The organism is Cupriavidus necator, assembly GCF_013141915.1.
Lineage (GTDB): Bacteria > Pseudomonadota > Gammaproteobacteria > Burkholderiales > Burkholderiaceae > Cupriavidus > Cupriavidus necator_B.
In genome coordinates this window covers 77,745-93,799 of the sequence record NZ_SROX01000019.1, presented here as the reverse complement: position 1 = coordinate 93,799, position 16,055 = coordinate 77,745, and the positions used below count along the sequence as shown (strand labels likewise).

15 protein-coding genes are annotated in these 16,055 nt (G+C 68.8%); 6 read left to right on the top strand and 9 right to left on the bottom strand.

Annotated elements, in window-relative coordinates; genetic code table 11:
• The first annotated feature begins 65 nt into the window (after positions 1–65).
• Together E5S69_RS26565 and E5S69_RS26560 are read left to right on the top strand one after the other, a co-directional pair.
• Positions 66–1,040 carry a Bug family tripartite tricarboxylate transporter substrate binding protein gene (locus E5S69_RS26565; RefSeq protein WP_171517441.1) on the top strand — a complete coding sequence of 325 codons (975 nt, stop codon included), beginning with the start codon at positions 66–68 and terminating at the stop codon, positions 1,038–1,040.
• Between the two features lie 22 nt (positions 1,041–1,062).
• Entirely contained in the window at positions 1,063–2,214 is a 1,152-nt protein-coding gene (locus E5S69_RS26560; RefSeq protein WP_171517440.1) for a CaiB/BaiF CoA transferase family protein, read from the top strand.
• A 167-nt stretch (positions 2,215–2,381) separates the two neighbouring features.
• On the opposite strand, the gene E5S69_RS26555 is transcribed toward E5S69_RS26560, so the two are convergent.
• The 4 genes from E5S69_RS26555 to E5S69_RS26540 all read right to left on the bottom strand — a co-directional run bounded on the left by E5S69_RS26555 (position 2,382) and on the right by E5S69_RS26540 (position 7,173).
• Positions 2,382–4,094 (bottom strand): lactate permease LctP family transporter, encoded by a 1,713-nt coding sequence (locus tag E5S69_RS26555; protein ID WP_171517439.1) that lies wholly within the window; start codon positions 4,092–4,094, stop codon positions 2,382–2,384.
• 156 nt (positions 4,095–4,250) lie between these two features.
• Positions 4,251–5,696 (bottom strand): LutB/LldF family L-lactate oxidation iron-sulfur protein, encoded by a 1,446-nt coding sequence (locus tag E5S69_RS26550; protein WP_171517438.1) that lies wholly within the window; start codon positions 5,694–5,696, stop codon positions 4,251–4,253.
• Complete coding sequence (locus E5S69_RS26545) at positions 5,693–6,394, bottom strand: LutC/YkgG family protein (protein ID WP_171517437.1); 702 nt, start codon at positions 6,392–6,394, stop codon at positions 5,693–5,695. Before E5S69_RS26545 ends, E5S69_RS26550 begins: the two co-directional genes overlap by 4 nt.
• Positions 6,391–7,173, bottom strand: coding sequence for a (Fe-S)-binding protein (locus E5S69_RS26540; RefSeq protein WP_171517436.1), 783 nt, complete (start codon positions 7,171–7,173; stop codon positions 6,391–6,393). The genes E5S69_RS26545 and E5S69_RS26540 overlap by 4 nt, the downstream gene beginning before the upstream one ends.
• Before the next feature lie 127 nt (positions 7,174–7,300).
• On the opposite strand from E5S69_RS26540, the gene E5S69_RS26535 reads away from it, so the two are divergent.
• Entirely contained in the window at positions 7,301–8,020 is a 720-nt protein-coding gene (locus E5S69_RS26535) for a FadR/GntR family transcriptional regulator (RefSeq protein ID WP_171517435.1), read from the top strand.
• Positions 8,021–8,079: 59 nt separating this feature from the next.
• On the opposite strand, the gene E5S69_RS26530 is transcribed toward E5S69_RS26535, so the two are convergent.
• Positions 8,080–9,117, bottom strand: a complete 1,038-nt coding sequence (locus E5S69_RS26530) for an AI-2E family transporter (protein ID WP_171517434.1) — start codon at positions 9,115–9,117, stop codon at positions 8,080–8,082.
• Between the two features lie 222 nt (positions 9,118–9,339).
• On the opposite strand from E5S69_RS26530, the gene E5S69_RS26525 reads away from it, so the two are divergent.
• Positions 9,340–10,722, top strand: coding sequence for an ethanolamine ammonia-lyase subunit EutB (locus E5S69_RS26525; protein WP_171517433.1), 1,383 nt, complete (start codon positions 9,340–9,342; stop codon positions 10,720–10,722).
• Between the two features lie 10 nt (positions 10,723–10,732).
• The gene (eutC, locus tag E5S69_RS26520; protein WP_171517432.1) at positions 10,733–11,551 is read left to right on the top strand and encodes an ethanolamine ammonia-lyase subunit EutC; all 819 of its coding nucleotides are present in this window, start codon (positions 10,733–10,735) and stop codon (positions 11,549–11,551) included.
• 61 nt (positions 11,552–11,612) lie between these two features.
• Here the strand turns inward: eutC and E5S69_RS26515 are convergent, their stop codons facing one another.
• From E5S69_RS26515 to E5S69_RS26505, 3 genes are all read right to left on the bottom strand, one after another.
• On the bottom strand, positions 11,613–12,086 hold the full coding sequence (locus E5S69_RS26515) for an aminoacyl-tRNA deacylase (protein WP_171517431.1): 474 nt from the start codon (positions 12,084–12,086) through the stop codon (positions 11,613–11,615).
• Between the two features lie 84 nt (positions 12,087–12,170).
• Positions 12,171–13,094 (bottom strand): LysR family transcriptional regulator, encoded by a 924-nt coding sequence (locus tag E5S69_RS26510; RefSeq protein WP_171517430.1) that lies wholly within the window; start codon positions 13,092–13,094, stop codon positions 12,171–12,173.
• 86 nt (positions 13,095–13,180) lie between these two features.
• Positions 13,181–14,494, bottom strand: coding sequence for an MFS family transporter (locus tag E5S69_RS26505; protein ID WP_171517429.1), 1,314 nt, complete (start codon positions 14,492–14,494; stop codon positions 13,181–13,183).
• 390 nt (positions 14,495–14,884) lie between these two features.
• On the opposite strand from E5S69_RS26505, the gene E5S69_RS26500 reads away from it, so the two are divergent.
• The gene (locus tag E5S69_RS26500; protein ID WP_171517428.1) at positions 14,885–15,274 is read left to right on the top strand and encodes a hypothetical protein; all 390 of its coding nucleotides are present in this window, start codon (positions 14,885–14,887) and stop codon (positions 15,272–15,274) included.
• A 6-nt stretch (positions 15,275–15,280) separates the two neighbouring features.
• On the opposite strand, the gene E5S69_RS26495 is transcribed toward E5S69_RS26500, so the two are convergent.
• The gene (locus E5S69_RS26495) at positions 15,281–16,039 is read right to left on the bottom strand and encodes an SDR family oxidoreductase (RefSeq protein ID WP_171517427.1); all 759 of its coding nucleotides are present in this window, start codon (positions 16,037–16,039) and stop codon (positions 15,281–15,283) included.
• Positions 16,040–16,055 lie beyond the last annotated feature (16 nt).

Genomic DNA, 16,055 nt, shown 5'->3' with positions numbered 1-16,055 from the left:
ACCAATCCCCCGCAACACCATCCCGCCACCGGGCGGGAGACGTCCTATACCCAGGAGACAACGCCATGAAACTCTGGCACCGCGTCGCGGCCCTCGCCGCGTGCTCGCTGTTTATCGCCCCCGCCTTCGCGCAGAAGGACTTCCCTTCCAAGCCGATCATGATGGTCGTCACGTACCCGCCGGGCGGTCCCACCGATGCCATGGCGCGCACGCTCGCCGCCGCGCTCAAGTCCAGCCTGGGCCAGCCGGTAGTGGTGGAAAACCGCGCCGGCGCCGGCGGCAATATCGGCGCGGAGGCCGTGGCGCGCGCCGAGCCCGATGGCTACACGCTGATGTTCGGCACTTCGGCGCCGCTGGCGATCAACGTCAGCCTGTACCGCAAGATCAACTACGACCCGGTCAAGAGCTTCGCGCCGGTGATCCAGATCGGGCAGCTGCCCAACGTGCTGGTGGTCAATCCGTCGGTGCCGGCGAAGAACGTCAACGAGCTGATTGCCTACGGCAAGGCGCACCCGGGCAAGCTGACCTATGCCTCGTCTGGCAACGGCGCCTCGTCGCACCTGGCCGGGGTGCTGTTCAACAACGTCACCGGCACCGATTTCCAGCACATCCCGTACAAGGGCACCGGTCCCGCGCTGAACGACCTGCTGGGCGGCCAGGTCAGCATGACCTTTACCGACGTGCTGACCGCGATGCCCTTCATCAAGAGCGGCAAGGTGCGTGCGCTGGGCGTGACCACCAAGGCCCGTTCGCAGGCGCTGCCGGAGGTGCCGACGGTGGCCGAGCAGGGCGTGCCGGGGTTTGATGTGTCGGTGTTCTTCGGCGTGGTCGCACCGGCCGGCACGCCGCCCGAAGTGATCGGCAAGCTCAACCGCGCCTTTGCCGATGCCCTGAAGCAGCCCGAGGTGCGCAAGACCCTGCAGGCCCAGGGCCTGGAGTTCGCGCCGTCGACCACGCCCGAGCAGCTGGGCGGCTTCGTCAAGGCCGAGGTGGGCAAGTGGCGCGCCGTGGTGCAGAAGTCCGGTGCCCAGCTTGACTGACATCGCAAAGGGGATCGCAGCCATGAACCAAGCCAGCCCCGGCGCGCTCGCCGGCATCCGCGTGGTCGACCTGTCGCGCATCCTGGGCGGCCCGTACTGTGGCCAGATCCTGGGCGACCACGGCGCCGACGTGCTCAAGATCGAGCCGCCGCAGGGCGACGACACGCGTACCTGGGGGCCGCCGTTCAAGGACGGCGTAGCGTCCTACTACTTCGGCCTGAACCGCAACAAGCGCGTGATGCGCCTGGACCTGGCCGCCGAGCCGGACCGCGAGGTGCTGCTGGCGCTGCTGGCCGAGGCCGACGTGCTGGTCGAAAACTTCAAGACCGGCACGCTCGAGAAGTGGGGGCTGGGTTATGACGTGCTGTCCGCGCGCTTCCCGCGGCTGGTCCATTGCCGCGTGTCCGGCTTCGGCGCCGACGGCCCGCTGGGTGGCCTGCCCGGCTACGATGCCGCGATCCAGGCCATGTCCGGCATCATGAGCATCAACGGCGAGGCCGATCGCGATCCGCTGCGGGTCGGGTTGCCGGTGGTGGACATGGTGACCGGCCTCAATGCCGTGATCGGCGTGTTGCTTGCCTTGCAGGAGCGCGCGCGCAGCGGACGCGGGCAGTTTGTCGAAGCCGCGCTGTATGACTCGGGGCTGTCGCTGCTGCATCCGCATGCGGCCAACTGGTTCATGAACGGCAAGACGCCGCAGCGCACCGGCAACGCGCACCCGAACATCTACCCCTACGACACGGTGGCGACTGCCACGGACCCGATCTTCCTGGCAGTGGGCAACGACCGGCAGTTCCGCATCCTGTGCGAGCACCTGCGGTTGCCTGCGCTGGCCGATGACGAGCGCTATGCCACGGCGGGCGCGCGCTCGGTGAACCGCGTGGCGCTGAAGGCGGAACTGGAAGCCACGCTGTCCGCATTCGAGGGCAAGGCGCTGGCCGACGAGCTGGTGGCCGCAGGCGTGCCCTGCGCGCCGGTGCTGTCGGTGGCCGATGCCTTGCAGCATCCGCATACGCGGCACCGCGGGATGGTGGTGGAGATGGAGGGTGGCTACAAGGGGCTGGGTGCGCCGGTCAAGCTGAGCCGCACGCCGGCGACTTATCGGCATGCACCGCTGACGGAGGGAGAGGCGTTTCTGGATTCAGGCGCCGCTGCGTCTGCTGGCAACGCCTGATCCGCGCGGGTTTGCTCCGCTCTCCCATTTATGGGAGAGGGGCGGGGGAGAGGGCAGGAGTCTCCACGGAGTGAAGGCCGTCGCGCCAGCACGCGCCGGCCCTCTCCCCCAACCCCTCTCCCGCAGGCGGGAGAGGGGAGCACAGCGGAGGCCTCGACGCCGATCCATCAGCCCGGAATCATCCCCGGCAACAGGTAGGCCTGCACCACCGTGATGATGCCGATGATCACCGCAAACAGCAGGCTGTGCTTCACCGTAAACCGGAACAGCTCCGACTCCTTGCCCACCAGCCCGGTCGCCGCGCACGCCACCGCGATCGATTGCGGCGAGATCATCTTGGCGGTGACGCCGCCGGTGGTGTTGGCGGCTACCATCAGCGTGTCCGACACGCCGATCTGATGCGCCGTGGTGTTCTGCAGCGCGCAGAACAAGGCGTTCGACGAGGTATCGGACCCGGTCAGGAACACCCCCAGCCAGCCCAGGAACGGCGAGAAGAACGGGAACGCGGCGCCGGTGCCGGCCAGGAGCAGCGCCAGCGTCGACGACATGCCGGAGTAGTTGGCGACAAAGGCGAACGCCAGCACCAGGCCGATCGACAGCACCGGGCGCGCCAGTTCCACCAGCGTTTCACCGAAGGTGGCCAGCAGGGCGCGCGGCTTCATGCGCAGCAGCACGGCGGAGATCAGCGCGGTCAGCAGGATAGCGGTGCCGACCGCGGAGAGCAGGTCGAGCTTCTGCACCGCGTCGTAGGCCTTGGGCGTGGCCACGATCGGCGCGGCCTTGATCACCAGCTGGTCGAGCCCGGGGACTTTGAACTTCAGCACCGTACCGGCGAGCGCGCCGTTGGCGGCGAACAGCGCCTTGAACGGCTGCAGGCTCCATACCGTGACGATGGCGGTCAGGATGCCGAACGGCGCCCACGCGCGCAGCGTCTGCGCCACGGTGTAGGGCGATGCCTGGCGGCTCGGCAGCGCGCCGCCGAAGCCTCCGCCAAAGCCTGCCAGCGCGACGGTGCCGCCGCTGACGCCGCCACCCGCGCTGCCGCCGGCACGTTGCGATGCGCTGCGCGGCTGCCACACCTTCAGGAACGTCGCCAGCGATACCAGGCTCACCAGGGCCGAGGTGATGTCCGGCAGCTCGGGCCCGATATGGTTCGAGGTGAAGTACTGGGTCACGGCAAAGCTGCCGCCGCACACCAGCGCCGCCGGCCAGGTCTCGCGCACGCCCTTGGCGCCGTCCATCATGAACACCAGCCAGAACGGCACCAGCAGCGACAGCAGCGGCAGCTGGCGCCCGGCCATGGCGCCGATATGGAACGGGTCGATGCCGGTCACCTGCCCCGCCACGATGATGGGAATGCCCATCGCGCCGAATGCCACCGGCGCGGTATTGGCGATCAGGCACAGCCCGGCCGCGTACAGCGGATTGAAGCCCAGCCCCACCAGCAGCGCCGCGGTGATCGCCACCGGCGCGCCGAAGCCCGCCGCGCCTTCCAGGAAGGCGCCGAAGGCAAAGCCGATCAGCAGCATCTGCAGGCGCTGGTCGTCGGTGATCGACAGCACCGAGGCGCGGATCACGTCGAACTGCCCGGTCTTGACCACGATCTTGTAGAGGAACACCGCGGTCACGATGATCCACGCAATCGGCCACAGGCCGTAGGCAAAGCCGAAGCCGGCCGCGGCCAGCGCCTGCTGCGCGGGCATGCCGTAGGCGAAGATCGCCACGGCCAGCGCCAGCAGCAGCGTCACCGCCGCGGCGACATGGCCCTTCATGCGCCAGACCGCGAGCGCGATGAAGAAAAACAGGATGGGAATGGCTGCCGCCAGCGCGGACAGCCACAGGCTGCCTAGCGGTGTGTAGAGTTGGGTCCAGGGTTGCACGTTAGTCTCCTGCTTTGGTGGTGTTTGGGAAATCTTTGTGTTATTGGCCGGTGCCGCCGCTGCGGCGACGGTCCCGCGTGTTTGCTCCCCTCTCCCGCGTGCGGCAGAGGGAGCACGCCGGCGGTACGCGTACGCTTGTGGTTCCAGTCGGCGCTCTTACTCCGGCTGCCCCTTGTCCTTCAGCAAATCCGCCAGGCTCTTCGCCGCCGGCCGCAGCGGCGTGCGGTGCTGGGTCCAGCCCATCTGCTGCGCCGGCGTCAGCGCGCGCAGCCGCGTCGCGGCCCAGCGAAACAGCCGGTACACGGCCGGGTGCGCATACGCGCCGCTCCAGAAGCGCCATACCAGGTGCTCGCTGCGGCTGTACTTGGCGCCCTGGCCGCGCAGCGGATGGGCGACCGGCTCGGCGGGATTGCGGTTGGCCTCGGTGCGCAGGCGCACCAGCAGTTGCGGGATCGGGATGCGCACCGGGCAGACCTCGCCGCAGGCGCCGCACAGGCTCGACGCGGTGGCCAGGTCGGCGGTGGCGTCCAGCCCGAGCAGGTGTGGCGAGATGATCTTGCCGATCGGGCCCGGGTAGGTGGTGCCATAGGCATGGCCGCCGATGCGGGTGTAGACCGGGCAGTGGTTCATGCATGCGCCGCAGCGGATGCATTGCAGCGTGGCGCGCAGCTGCGCGTCGGCATAGGCCTGCGTGCGGCCGTTGTCGAGCAGCACCAGGTGGACTTCGCGCGGACCATCGCGCTCGCCCGCGCGGCGCGGGCCCGAGATCAGGTTGAAGTACGTGGTGATGGCCTGCCCGGTGGCCGAGCGCGTCAGCAGTGTCGACAGCGGCACGATGTGCTCGAGCCTGGCCACCACTTTCTCCATGCCCATGATGGCGATATGCACGTCGGGCACGGTGGTCGACAACCGGCCGTTGCCCTCGTTCTCGACCAGCCACAGCGTGCCGGTGTCGGCGGCGGCGAAGTTCACGCCGGACAGGCCGATGTCCGCCTCGACAAAGGCTTGCCGCAGCGCGCGTCGGCCGGTCTGGATCAGCGCGTCGACGTCCTCGGTATAGGGCGTGTCGGGGATATGCGCGGTGAACAGCTGCGCGATGTCGCCCTTGGTCTTGTGGATCGCCGGCATCACGATATGCGACGGCTTCTCGCCGGCCAGCTGGACGATGTATTCGCCCATGTCCGACTCGATGCAGTCCACGCCGCGTTCGGCCAGGTAATGGTTCAGCTCGATCTCCTCGCTGGCCATCGACTTGCCCTTGATCACGCGCTTCGCCTGCTTCGATGCCGCGATGCGGTGGATGATCGCGTTGGCTTCGTCGGCGTTCTCGGCCCAGTGCACCTGCACGCCGGCGGCGGTGAGCTTTGCCTCCAGCTGCACCAGCAGGTCCGGCAGGTTGGCCAGCGCGTGCTGGCGCACCGCCTCGCCCAGGTCGCGCAGGCGCTCCAGTTCATCGGCGTCGGGAAACTGCGCCAGGCGCTTGCCCTGCAGGAAGTCCATCGCGCCGCGGAAGCTCTGGCGCAGCTTGGGATCGTCCAGTGCCTCGCGGGCGCGCGCCTTGAAGTCTTGTGGCGCAACGAATTGCAGGGTCTGCTGGCTCATTGCCCGGCCTCCAAGGGGTCAGTTTCGATCACCACCCACAGCCGGCGCGGACCATGCGCGCCGTAGGCCAGGGTCTGCTGGATATCGGAGGTCTTGGACGGGCCCGAGACCAGCACCAGGTTGGTCGGCATGCCGTCGGCCCAGCGCTCGGCGCGCGCGGCCAGGTGCAGGTCGTCATGCAGCGTCGAGGCGCGCACCAGCGCGACATGCAGCGGCGGCACCAGCGACACCGTGCGCGGCGAGCCCGCGTCGGGCGCCAGCACCAGCGTGCCGGTGGCGGCGATGCCGGAGCGCGCCACGGTAAAGCCGGCATCGACGGTGTCGAACAGTTCAGACTTCCACGCTTCGATCGGGCGGTCGTAGCCAATGGCCTCTATCCCGGCCGGCAATGCGGCGGCCAGCGCGGCGCCGGCCGCGCTGGCCGGATCGAGCAGCAGGCGCTTTACGCCAGCCTCGGCCAGTGCCGTGGCAATCAACGCCGGCCACGCGGTGGCGTCCGCGCACCAGACTTCGGCATGCAGGCCTTGCAGCGCGGCCTGCATCGTGGCGACGCGCTCATCGGTCGTCGGCGTGCCCGCGCGACGCGCGGCGAAATGATCGTCGATGCGGTGGTCCAGCTCAGTGGTTTGCGGGGACGGCACAGGCGCGGCGGCGCGCAGCCGGCCGAGCATGCGTTCGCGGGCGCCGGGCGTGCTCATGCGGCACCTCCGGTACGGCGCCACAGGAAGCTGGCGAGGTGTTCCACCTGCAGCGGCGCGTGGTCGTGCGCGGCGGTATGGCCGATGTTGAGCAGGCAGCCGCAGTCGGCCGAGACCAGCCGGTCGCAGCCGGTGGCGCAGGCCGCGGCCACCTTGTCGCGCACCATGGCGCCGGAGATATCGGGATGCTTGAGCGAAAAGGTGCCGCCGAACCCGCAGCATTCGGACTCGCGCTCATGCTCCACGCGGGTCACGCCGGGCAGCGCATCGACCAGGGCCACGCCGTGCTGGCGCGTACCCATTTCGCGGCGGGCGCCGCACGAGGTATGCAGCACGATGCGTTCCGGCGCCCGGGCCGACGCGACGGCATCGCCGAAATCCACCTTCAGCACGTGCAGCAGGAACTCGCCCAGTTCATAAACGCGCCCGGCAAGTTCACGGGCCTGCGGGCCGGCCACCGGATCGTCGGCAAACAGCTGGGGCCAGTGATGGCGCATCATGCCTGCGCACGAACCGGACGGCACGATCACCGGCCACGGCTGGCGGAACAGTTCAAGCTGGGCGCGCGCCACCGCACGGGCCGCGTCGGGGTTGCCGCTGCTGTAGGCGGGCTGGCCGCAGCAGCTCTGCCCGCGCGGAAAATGCACGGTCAGGCCTTCGCGCTCGAGCAGCCGCACGGCGTCGAGGCCGGCCTGGGGCACGAACAGGTCGACCAGGCAGGTGGCAAACAGGTAGGCCTGCGTGGGGGCAGGGCCGCTGGGGTACTGACGATCCTTCATGTCTCGCTCCGCACGTGCTGGGTCGCACATTTGGGCGCATAATTCCCGCTTCCGCGCGGCGGTACAAATTGGTTGGACCAATTCTCCCGGGGGCGTCGCGCACAGGATCAGGGCGAGGACATACGGCATGACGGCAGCCAGGCACGGGCACACCCGCGGACGCGTGGAGTCGGTGATGCGGCGCATGGAAACCGCGCTGCTCGACGGCACCTGGCCGCCCGGCACGCGGCTGCCGGCCGAGCGCGTGCTGGCCGAGCAATACGCGGTGGCGCGCAACACCGTGCGCGAGGCCATCCAGCGCCTGGCTGCGCGTGGCCTGCTGCAGAGCCGGCGCGGCGCCGGCGTCTATGCCACCGACCAGCTGCGCGCCGGCATTGCGTCGCCATGGGGCCAGCTGGTGGCGGACCATCCCGCGCTGCGCGAGGACATCCTCGAGTTCCGCCGCGTGCTGGAAGGCGCCACGGCCTATTTTGCCGCGCTGCGCGCGAATCCCGCCGACGTCAAGCGCATCCGCGCGCTGATGGCCGAGCTCGAACGCGCGCGCGCCGCCGACGACAAGCAGGCCGAGGCCGATGCCGACGCGCAACTGCATGACGCCATCGCGCAGGCCTCGCACAACACCATGTTCCTGCACCTGCATACCAGCGTGATCGGCATGCTGCGCGAGCACATCACCATCAACGGCACCGGCCTGCGCGAACAGGACGACGGGGCATCAGCCCTGCTGTTGTTGCAGCACCGCACGCTGTGCGATGCGATCTGCGCGCGCCGCCCCGAAGAGGCGCGCACCGCCATGCAGACCCATATCGACTTCGTGCGCAGCCGGGTGGAGCAGGACGGGGACTGAGCCCGGGCCGCTGGCCGGAAATTGGTCCTACCATGGGCCGGGGGTGCCGGCCGGGGCATTCAGACCAGCCCGGCGCCGGCCAGCTCGCGTTTCAGGTACGCATAGAAGATCGGCCCGGCGATCACGCCCGGGATGCCGAACAGGGTTTCCATCAGCAGCATTACCATCAGCAGCTCCCACGCCGCTGCCTGGATGCGCGCGCCGATGATGCGCGCATTCAGGAAGTACTCCAGCTTGTGGATCACCACCAGGAACACCATCGACGCCACCGCGATCGGCAACGACACCGACAGCGATGCCACCACGATGGCTGTGTTCGAGATCAGGTTGCCCAGCACCGGCAGCAGTCCCACCACGAAAGTGATGACCACCAGGGTCTTGCTCAGCGGCAGGTGTACCCCGAACAGCGGCAGCACCAGCAGCAGGTAGACCGCGGTCAGCACGGTGTTGATGGTGGAAATCTGGATCTGCGCAAAGATGAACTGCGAGAACGCCAGCTGCAGCGTGCGCGCGCGCGCCACCAGCGCGGCCGCCAGCGGGCGCCGGTTGGGGCGCGCCACCGCGCGGTACAGCGCCACCATCGCGCCGATCACCAGCCCGATCAGGATATGCACCAGCGTGCGCAGGACTTCAGCGCCCAGCTTCTGCGCCATCGCGGCATGCTCGCGCAGGGTGTTGATCAGTGTGTTGGCCAGTTCGTCGACGCCGTTGGGCAGCGCGTCGCTGAGCCAGGGCGGCAGCTGCCCGCGCGAGCGGTCGATGATGTCGGCCACGTGGTTGAGCAGGCCGTCCAGGGTGTTGCCCTCGCCGCTGACAAAGCGCACCAGCAGCCAGCCCGCCAGCGTCAGCCCCAGCAGGATCAGCGCCGACAGGATCGCCACGGCGAGCGCGTCGTGGCGCTGGTTGAGCCGCCTCAGGCGCGGCGCCAGCACGTCCACCAGCGAATACAGCAGCAGCCCGGACAGCAGCGCGGCGACCAGGTTGGCATGCAGCACGGTCCACAGCGCCAGCGCGGTCAGCAGGTAGGCGACGGTGCCGACGCTGTACCACGCCGCCGGCGGCAGGCGCGGGGTGGCGGTCGGTTCGGGGTCTTTCATCGGTGTCTCCGGCATGCAATTTTCTGAAAAGAATTCTGGATTCTCGCCGATCCAGATGTAATGGTTGCGTCAGTCGGCTGCGTCAGTCGTATGTGCCGCCGCCACGTGAGGTCGATGTTGGCATATCGGCACACGCAAAGGGTGTCTATATTAGGGGGAATCGGGCACGGCCAGTCGTCCGCCGCGCTGTCTCCGTTGTCGCAAAGCCAGGGAACGCAACGCATGGCCTACACCTATACCATCGGCAGCCACCGCCACGTCTTTGCCGACCTTCGTACGCTTCTGGCCCGGGCCAGCCCGGCGCGCTCCGGCGACGCGCTGGCGGGCCTTGCCGCGCAAAGCGAACAGGAGCGGATGGCGGCAAGGCTGGCGCTGGCCGAGGTGCCGCTGACGCGCTTCCTCAACGAGGCGCTGGTGCCCTATGAGGACGACGAGGTCACGCGCCTGATCCACGACCGCCACGACGCCTCGGCCTTCGCCGCGATCGGCGCCACCACCGTGGGCGACTTGCGCAACTGGCTGCTGCGGCATGACACTGACAGCGCCCTGCTGGCGCGGGTGGCGCCTGGCATCACCCCGGAAATGGCGGCGGCGGTCAGCAAGCTGATGCGCAACCAGGACCTCGTCGCGGTGGCGCGCAAATGCCAGGTGGTCACGCGCTTTCGCAGCACGGTGGGGCTGCCGGGCCGGCTGGCGGTGCGGCTGCAGCCCAACCACCCGACCGACGACCCCAAGGGCATCGCTGCGTCGATCATCGATGGCCTGCTCTATGGCTGCGGCGATGCCACCATCGGCGTCAACCCGGCCTCGGACAACCTCGCCACGATCGTCTCGCTGCTGCGCATGATTGATGAACTGCGCAGCCGCTTCGATATCCCCACGCAGTCCTGCGTGCTGACCCATGTCACCAACACGCTGCGTGCGATCGGGCAGGGCGCGCCGGTGGACCTGGTGTTCCAGTCGGTGGCTGGCAGCGAGCGCGCCAATGCGGCCTTCGGCATCAGCCTGGCGCTGCTGGCCGAGGCGCACGACGCCGCGCAGGCGCTGGCGCGTGGCACCGTGGGCGACAACGTGATGTACTTCGAGACCGGGCAGGGCAGCGCGCTGTCGGCCGACGCGCACCACGGCGTCGACCAGCAGACCATGGAGGCGCGCGCCTATGCGGTGGCGCGCGCGTTCTCGCCGCTGCTGGTCAATACCGTGGTGGGCTTTATCGGGCCGGAGTACCTGTATGACGGCAAGCAGATCATCCGCGCCGGGCTGGAAGACCACTTCTGCGGCAAGCTGATGGGCGTGCCAATGGGCTGCGATGTCTGCTACACCAACCACGCCGAGGCCGACCAGGACGACATGGATACGCTGCTGACGCTGTTCGGCGTGGCCGGGATCAACTTCATCATGGGCGTGCCGGGCGCCGACGACATCATGCTGAACTACCAGAGCACCTCGTTCCACGATGCGCTGTACCTGCGTGAAGTGCTGGGGCTGCGCCCGGCGCCGGAGTTCGAGGCGTGGCTGCAGCGCATGGGCATGGCCGATGCCGCAGGCCGGCTGCTGGAGCCGGCGGCGCGCCAGCCGCTGCTGCAGATGGCCCACAGCCTGTGAGGCGCCCGCGATGACGGCCAGACGCCAGACGCCCGCCAGTCCGGACACCGCCACGGACGAAGCCAACCCGTGGCAACGGCTGCGGCGGTTCACGCGCGCGCGCATCGCGCTGGGCCGCACCGGCCACAGCCAGCCCACCGATGCTGTGCTGGCGTTCGGCCTGGCCCACGCGCAGGCGCGCGACGCGGTGCACCTGGCGCTGGAGGTGGGCACCATCACCGCGGCGCTGGAGGCGGCAGGGCTGCCGCACGCGACCGTGCACAGCGCGGCGCCGGACCGCGAGCACTACCTGCGCCGCCCTGACCTGGGCCGGCGCCTGGACGAGGCCAGCCGCGCGCAACTGGACGCGGCACGGCCGCCGCAGGCGCCGGATGTGGTGTTCGTGATCGCCGATGGCCTGTCCGCGCTGGCGACGCAGCGTCATGCGCTGCCGCTGCTCGAGGCGGTGCGGCAACGCCTGCCGCACGGCTGGCAGATCGGTCCCATGGTGGTGGCCGAGCAGTCGCGCGTGGCGCTGGGCGACGAGATCGGCGAGCGGCTGAGCGCGCGCCAGGTGGTGATGCTGATCGGCGAGCGGCCCGGGCTGAGTTCGCCCGACAGCCTTGGCATCTACCTGACCTATGCGCCGCGCCTGGGCCGCACCGATGCCGAGCGCAACTGCATCTCCAATGTGCGCCCGGAAGGGCTGCCGTATGCGCAGGCGGCCGACCGGCTGGTGTTCCTGCTGCGCGGCGCCGCGGCGCTGGGGCGCTCCGGCGTGGACCTGAAAGACGACAGCGCGCCCGCATTGCCCGAAGGCAGCGCCGGGCAAATGCCAGAGCTCCGCTGAACAAGCAAAACGGCCACCACGCGGGCCGCAACCCGCGTGGTGGCCGTTGCCGTCGCACCGCTTACATCATGCGGCGCGAGAACTGTCCGTGCCCGGCGTCCGACATCAGTTGCGCGAACTGGTCGCCGCTCATGTGCACCAGGTCCTGGTGGTCGCCGCCCTCGAAATAGACTTCGGGCTGCTGCATCAGGCTGTCGTCCACATAAGTCTGCATGCCGTATGCCATCGCCACCGGCGGAATCGCGCCGAGGTCGCAATCCTTGAAGATCTCGCGGATCTCGTCCTCGTGCGCCAGCACCAGGTTGCGCCCGGTCTGTTCACAGATGGCGGCCATCTGCAAGTGATGGCTCGAAGGGATCACAGCGGCGACGTAGCCGCGGTCATCCTCCAGCAACAGGGTCTTGGCCAGCCGGTCCCCGGGCACGTGCGCGGCCTCTGCCGTGGCCATGCTGCTCAGGGTGTAAGGGTGGCGGATGATGTCGTAGCGGGTGTTCTTGCTGCTCAGGCAGTTTGCGAGCGTGCTGGCCAGGGCCATGGTTGCTCCTTGGTTCCGGGTGCGCCGACGGTTATCCTTGTGCTCCTACTATAGTGCGCCGGCACCATGCCTGAGGGCCCTCGGCTAACGGTGCAGCCGCGGCCACACCGCCTGTAGTTCGGTCTTCAGGAAGTTCAACAGGTAGCGCGTGGCCAGGGTCTGGTAGCGGTTGGGCATGGTCAGCATGTAAAGCTTGCTGCCGAACACGCTGATGCGGTAGTCGGACAGCAGCGGCAGCAGCGCGCCGCTGTCCAGTTCGGCGCCGATGGCATAGATCGGGAAGATGCCGACGCCCAGGCCGGCCAGCACCGCCTCTTTCAGGAAGGCAAAATTCTCCGAGCTGAGCGTGGGCTCGAGCACCACCTGTTCGCGGACCTCGTCGCCGCTGCCCCCTTGGCGCGAACCCGATGCCTTGAGCTTCTGCCCCACCGGCGACGCGCACACGATGGCATGCGCCTGCAGCCCCGACAGCGCCTGCGGTGCCGGGTGTCCGGCCAGGTACCCCGGTGACGCGCACACGATCCAGTCGACGGCGCCGATCTCGGTGGCCACGACCGAATCCGGCGGCGTGGAAATGATGCGCAGGGCTACTTCAACGTCCTCGGACACCAGGTTGTGCACGCGGTTGTCGAAGACCACGTCGAGCGTGATGTCCGGGTAGCGCTGCTTAAACCGCACCAGCAGCGGCGACAGCAGCGAATGGCCCAGCCCGGTCGGCACCGACAGCCGCACATGGCCTTGCAGGCTCTTGCCCATGTTGCTGATCAGCGCATTGGCGGCGGCGACCTCGCCCAGGATATTGCGGCCGTGTTCATACAGCCCGGCGCCGACCGGGGTTGGCTCGACATGGCGCGTGGTCCGGCGCAGCAGCTGCACGCCCAGCTCTTCTTCCAGCGCCTTGAGCCGGTAGCTGACATTGGCGCGCGTCATCTTGAGCTTGCGCGCGGCCGCGCTCAGGTTGCCGGCGTCGACGATGTCGACGAACAGGCGCAGGGCGTTGAGATCCATGGCTCGGAAAAAAGATAAGGGGCCGGCGCGCCGCGTTGGCGGCTGCCGGCCCCGTAGTTTGCCATGCCCGCGCGCGGGCACGGGCCTCAGTGCTCGTGATGCAGGTAGCGGGCCTGGCGCGGCAGGCGCAGGCTGACCAGGAAGGCGACCACCATCATCGCGCTGACATACCAGTAGAACGCGGTTTCATGGCCCAGCGTCTTCATGCCGAGCGCGACATATTCGGCCGAGCCGCCGAAGATCGCGTTGGCGATGGCATAGGCCAGGCCGACGCCCAGCGCGCGCACCTCGGGCGGGAACATCTCGGCCTTCACGATGCCGCTGATCGAGGTATAGAAGCTGACAATGGCCAGCGCCGCGGCGATCAGCACGAAGGCCATGCCGGGACCGCTGACGGTGCCCAGCGCGGTCAGGATCGGCACCGTGCACAGCGCGCCCAGCGCGCCGAACAGCAGCATGTTGCTGCGCCGGCCGATGCGGTCGGACAGCGCGCCGAACAGCGGCTGCATGCACATGTACAGAAACAGGCAGCCGGTCATCACATAGCTGGCGGTCTTGATCGACATGCCGGCGGTGTTGACCAGGTACTTCTGCATGTAGGTGGTAAAGGTGTAGAAGATCAGCGAGCCGCCCGCGGTATAGCCCAGCACCGTGAAGAACGCGGCCTTGTGGTGGCGGAACAGCCCGGCGACGCTGCCGGCTTCCTTGCTGCCGCGGCTGGCGGCCGACGAGGTTTCATGCAGCGTGCGGCGCAGGAACAGCGCCACCACCGCGGTGACGGCCCCGACCACGAACGGGATGCGCCAGCCCCAGGCCTTCAGCTCGGCTTCGTCCAGCAACTGCTGCAGGATCACCACCACCAGCACCGCCAGCAACTGGCCGCCGATCAGCGTCACATACTGGAACGACGAGAAAAACCCGCGCCGCCCTCGCAACGCCACCTCGCTCATATAGGTGGCCGTGGTGCCGTACTCGCCGCCGACGGACAGGCCCTGGATCAGCCGCGCCAGCAACAGCAGCGCCGGGGCCCAGTTGCCGATGCTGGCGTAGGTGGGCAGGCAGGCGATCAGCAGCGAGCCGGCGCACATCATGACCACCGAGATCAGCATCGAGTTCTTGCGGCCGTGGCGGTCGGCGATGGTGCCGAACAGCCAGCCGCCGATCGGACGCATCAGGAAGCCGGCGGCAAACACGCCGGCGGTATTCAGCAGTTGCGCGGTGGGATCGGACTTGGGAAAGAACGACGGCGCGAAATAGATCGCGCAGAAGGCGTAGACATAGAAGTCGAACCATTCGACCAGGTTGCCCGAGGAGGCGGCAACGATGGCGTAGACGCGCTTGCGCACTTCTTCACGGTCGGGCGGCGCCGCCTGGGCTGGGGTAGCGGTGAGATCGGTCATGATGTGGGGGTCTTTGCAGTCAGGGCGGTGCAACCGCCGCGGAGGGTCGCGTTGCGCAGTACGGGCGGAAGATGCCGCTGACAGGGCCCGCATAGGCCTTGAAGCGGCGGGGGGCACACTGGGCAGGCCGGGGGCAAAAGCCCGTCCGCCTGGGGCGTGATCTGGCGCGCACTGCGGCGCTATGGCCTCAAGCGTACCGGCTACTGACGGGCCTGCCCAGACCAGGCGAAGCGCTACGGCGCTGCATGGGCCGGGCGGGGGACGGCGTTATCAGGGTTTGCGGGCGATTGTCCGGTATGCGGGACAGTGAATTCGAATTGGGCCGTCCGCAGCCATGCCGCAATGCGATGTTGCGCGCACTGTGGCTTGCACTGTGCGCGCCGCTGGGCAATGATTCGAGCCGGACCCTCAACTGGCCTTCTGCGCCCCCCGTTTGCCATGCACCGCTCGTTGCGCCGATGGCTGTGCCTGTCTTTGCTCTTTGCCGGCGCCAGCGCCTCTGCCCAGGATCTGGTCGAATGCAAGCGGATCGAGCAGGACCAGCTGATCATCGCTTCCCAGGAAACCCTGCTGTTCCTGCGCTGCCGTGCGCGCCAGGTCGCCTACGAAGCGCCGCGCCTGAAGGGCGTTTCGCAGCGGTTCAAGGATGACCTGGTGTTCGCCTGCCTGGACCAGGCGGACGCCGTGGAGCACCAGCTGCGCGTGCGCCACGGCTACTCGCGCGAGGCGCTGGCGCGCCAGCGCTGCGAACTGCCGCCCACGCCATTGCCGGGCGGCTGATACCGATCAGGCAAAGCCGCCATTGGCGCGCAACACCTGCGCGTTGACCCACGCGCCGTCAGGCCCGGCCAGGAACGCCACCGCCCCGGCAATGTCCGCGGGCGTGCCCAGTCGCTCCAGCGGTGCCAGTTTCGACAGCTGCGCCACTTGCTCGGCCGATTTGCCGTCGAGGAACAGCTCGGTCGCCACCGGTCCCGGCGCCACCGCGTTGACGGTAATGCCGCGGCCGCGCAGTTCGTTGGCCAGCACCCGCACCAGCCCCTCGACGCCGGCCTTGGCCGCGATGTACGGCCCATAGTTGGGAAAGGCGCGCGCAATCACGCTGGTCGACAGCGCGATGATCCGCCCGCCCTGGCCAAGGCGCGCCGCCGCCTCGCCCAATACCAGGAAGGCGCCGCGCAGGTTGGTGGCGATGGCCTGGTCAAAGGTCTCGACGCCTGCCGGCGCCACCGGCGCCATTGGCATGATGCCGGCGCTGTTGACTACCACGTCGAGCCGGCCGAAGGCCTGTTGCGCGGCATCGAACAGCCGCGCCACGTCAGGGGCCTGCGCCACGTCGCCCTGGACGGCGATGGCGTGGACGCCGGCCTCGCGTGCCGCCGCTACGGTGTCTTCGGCACGGGCGGCGTTGCCGGCATAGCCCACGGCCACGTCAAAGCCATCGGCGGCGAGCCGCAACGCAATGGCGCGGCCAATGCCGCGGGAGGCGCCGGTGACGAGGGCGGCACGACGAACGGTGGAGGCAACGGGGGAGGTGGAGGTCATGGCATTTTCCAAGTCG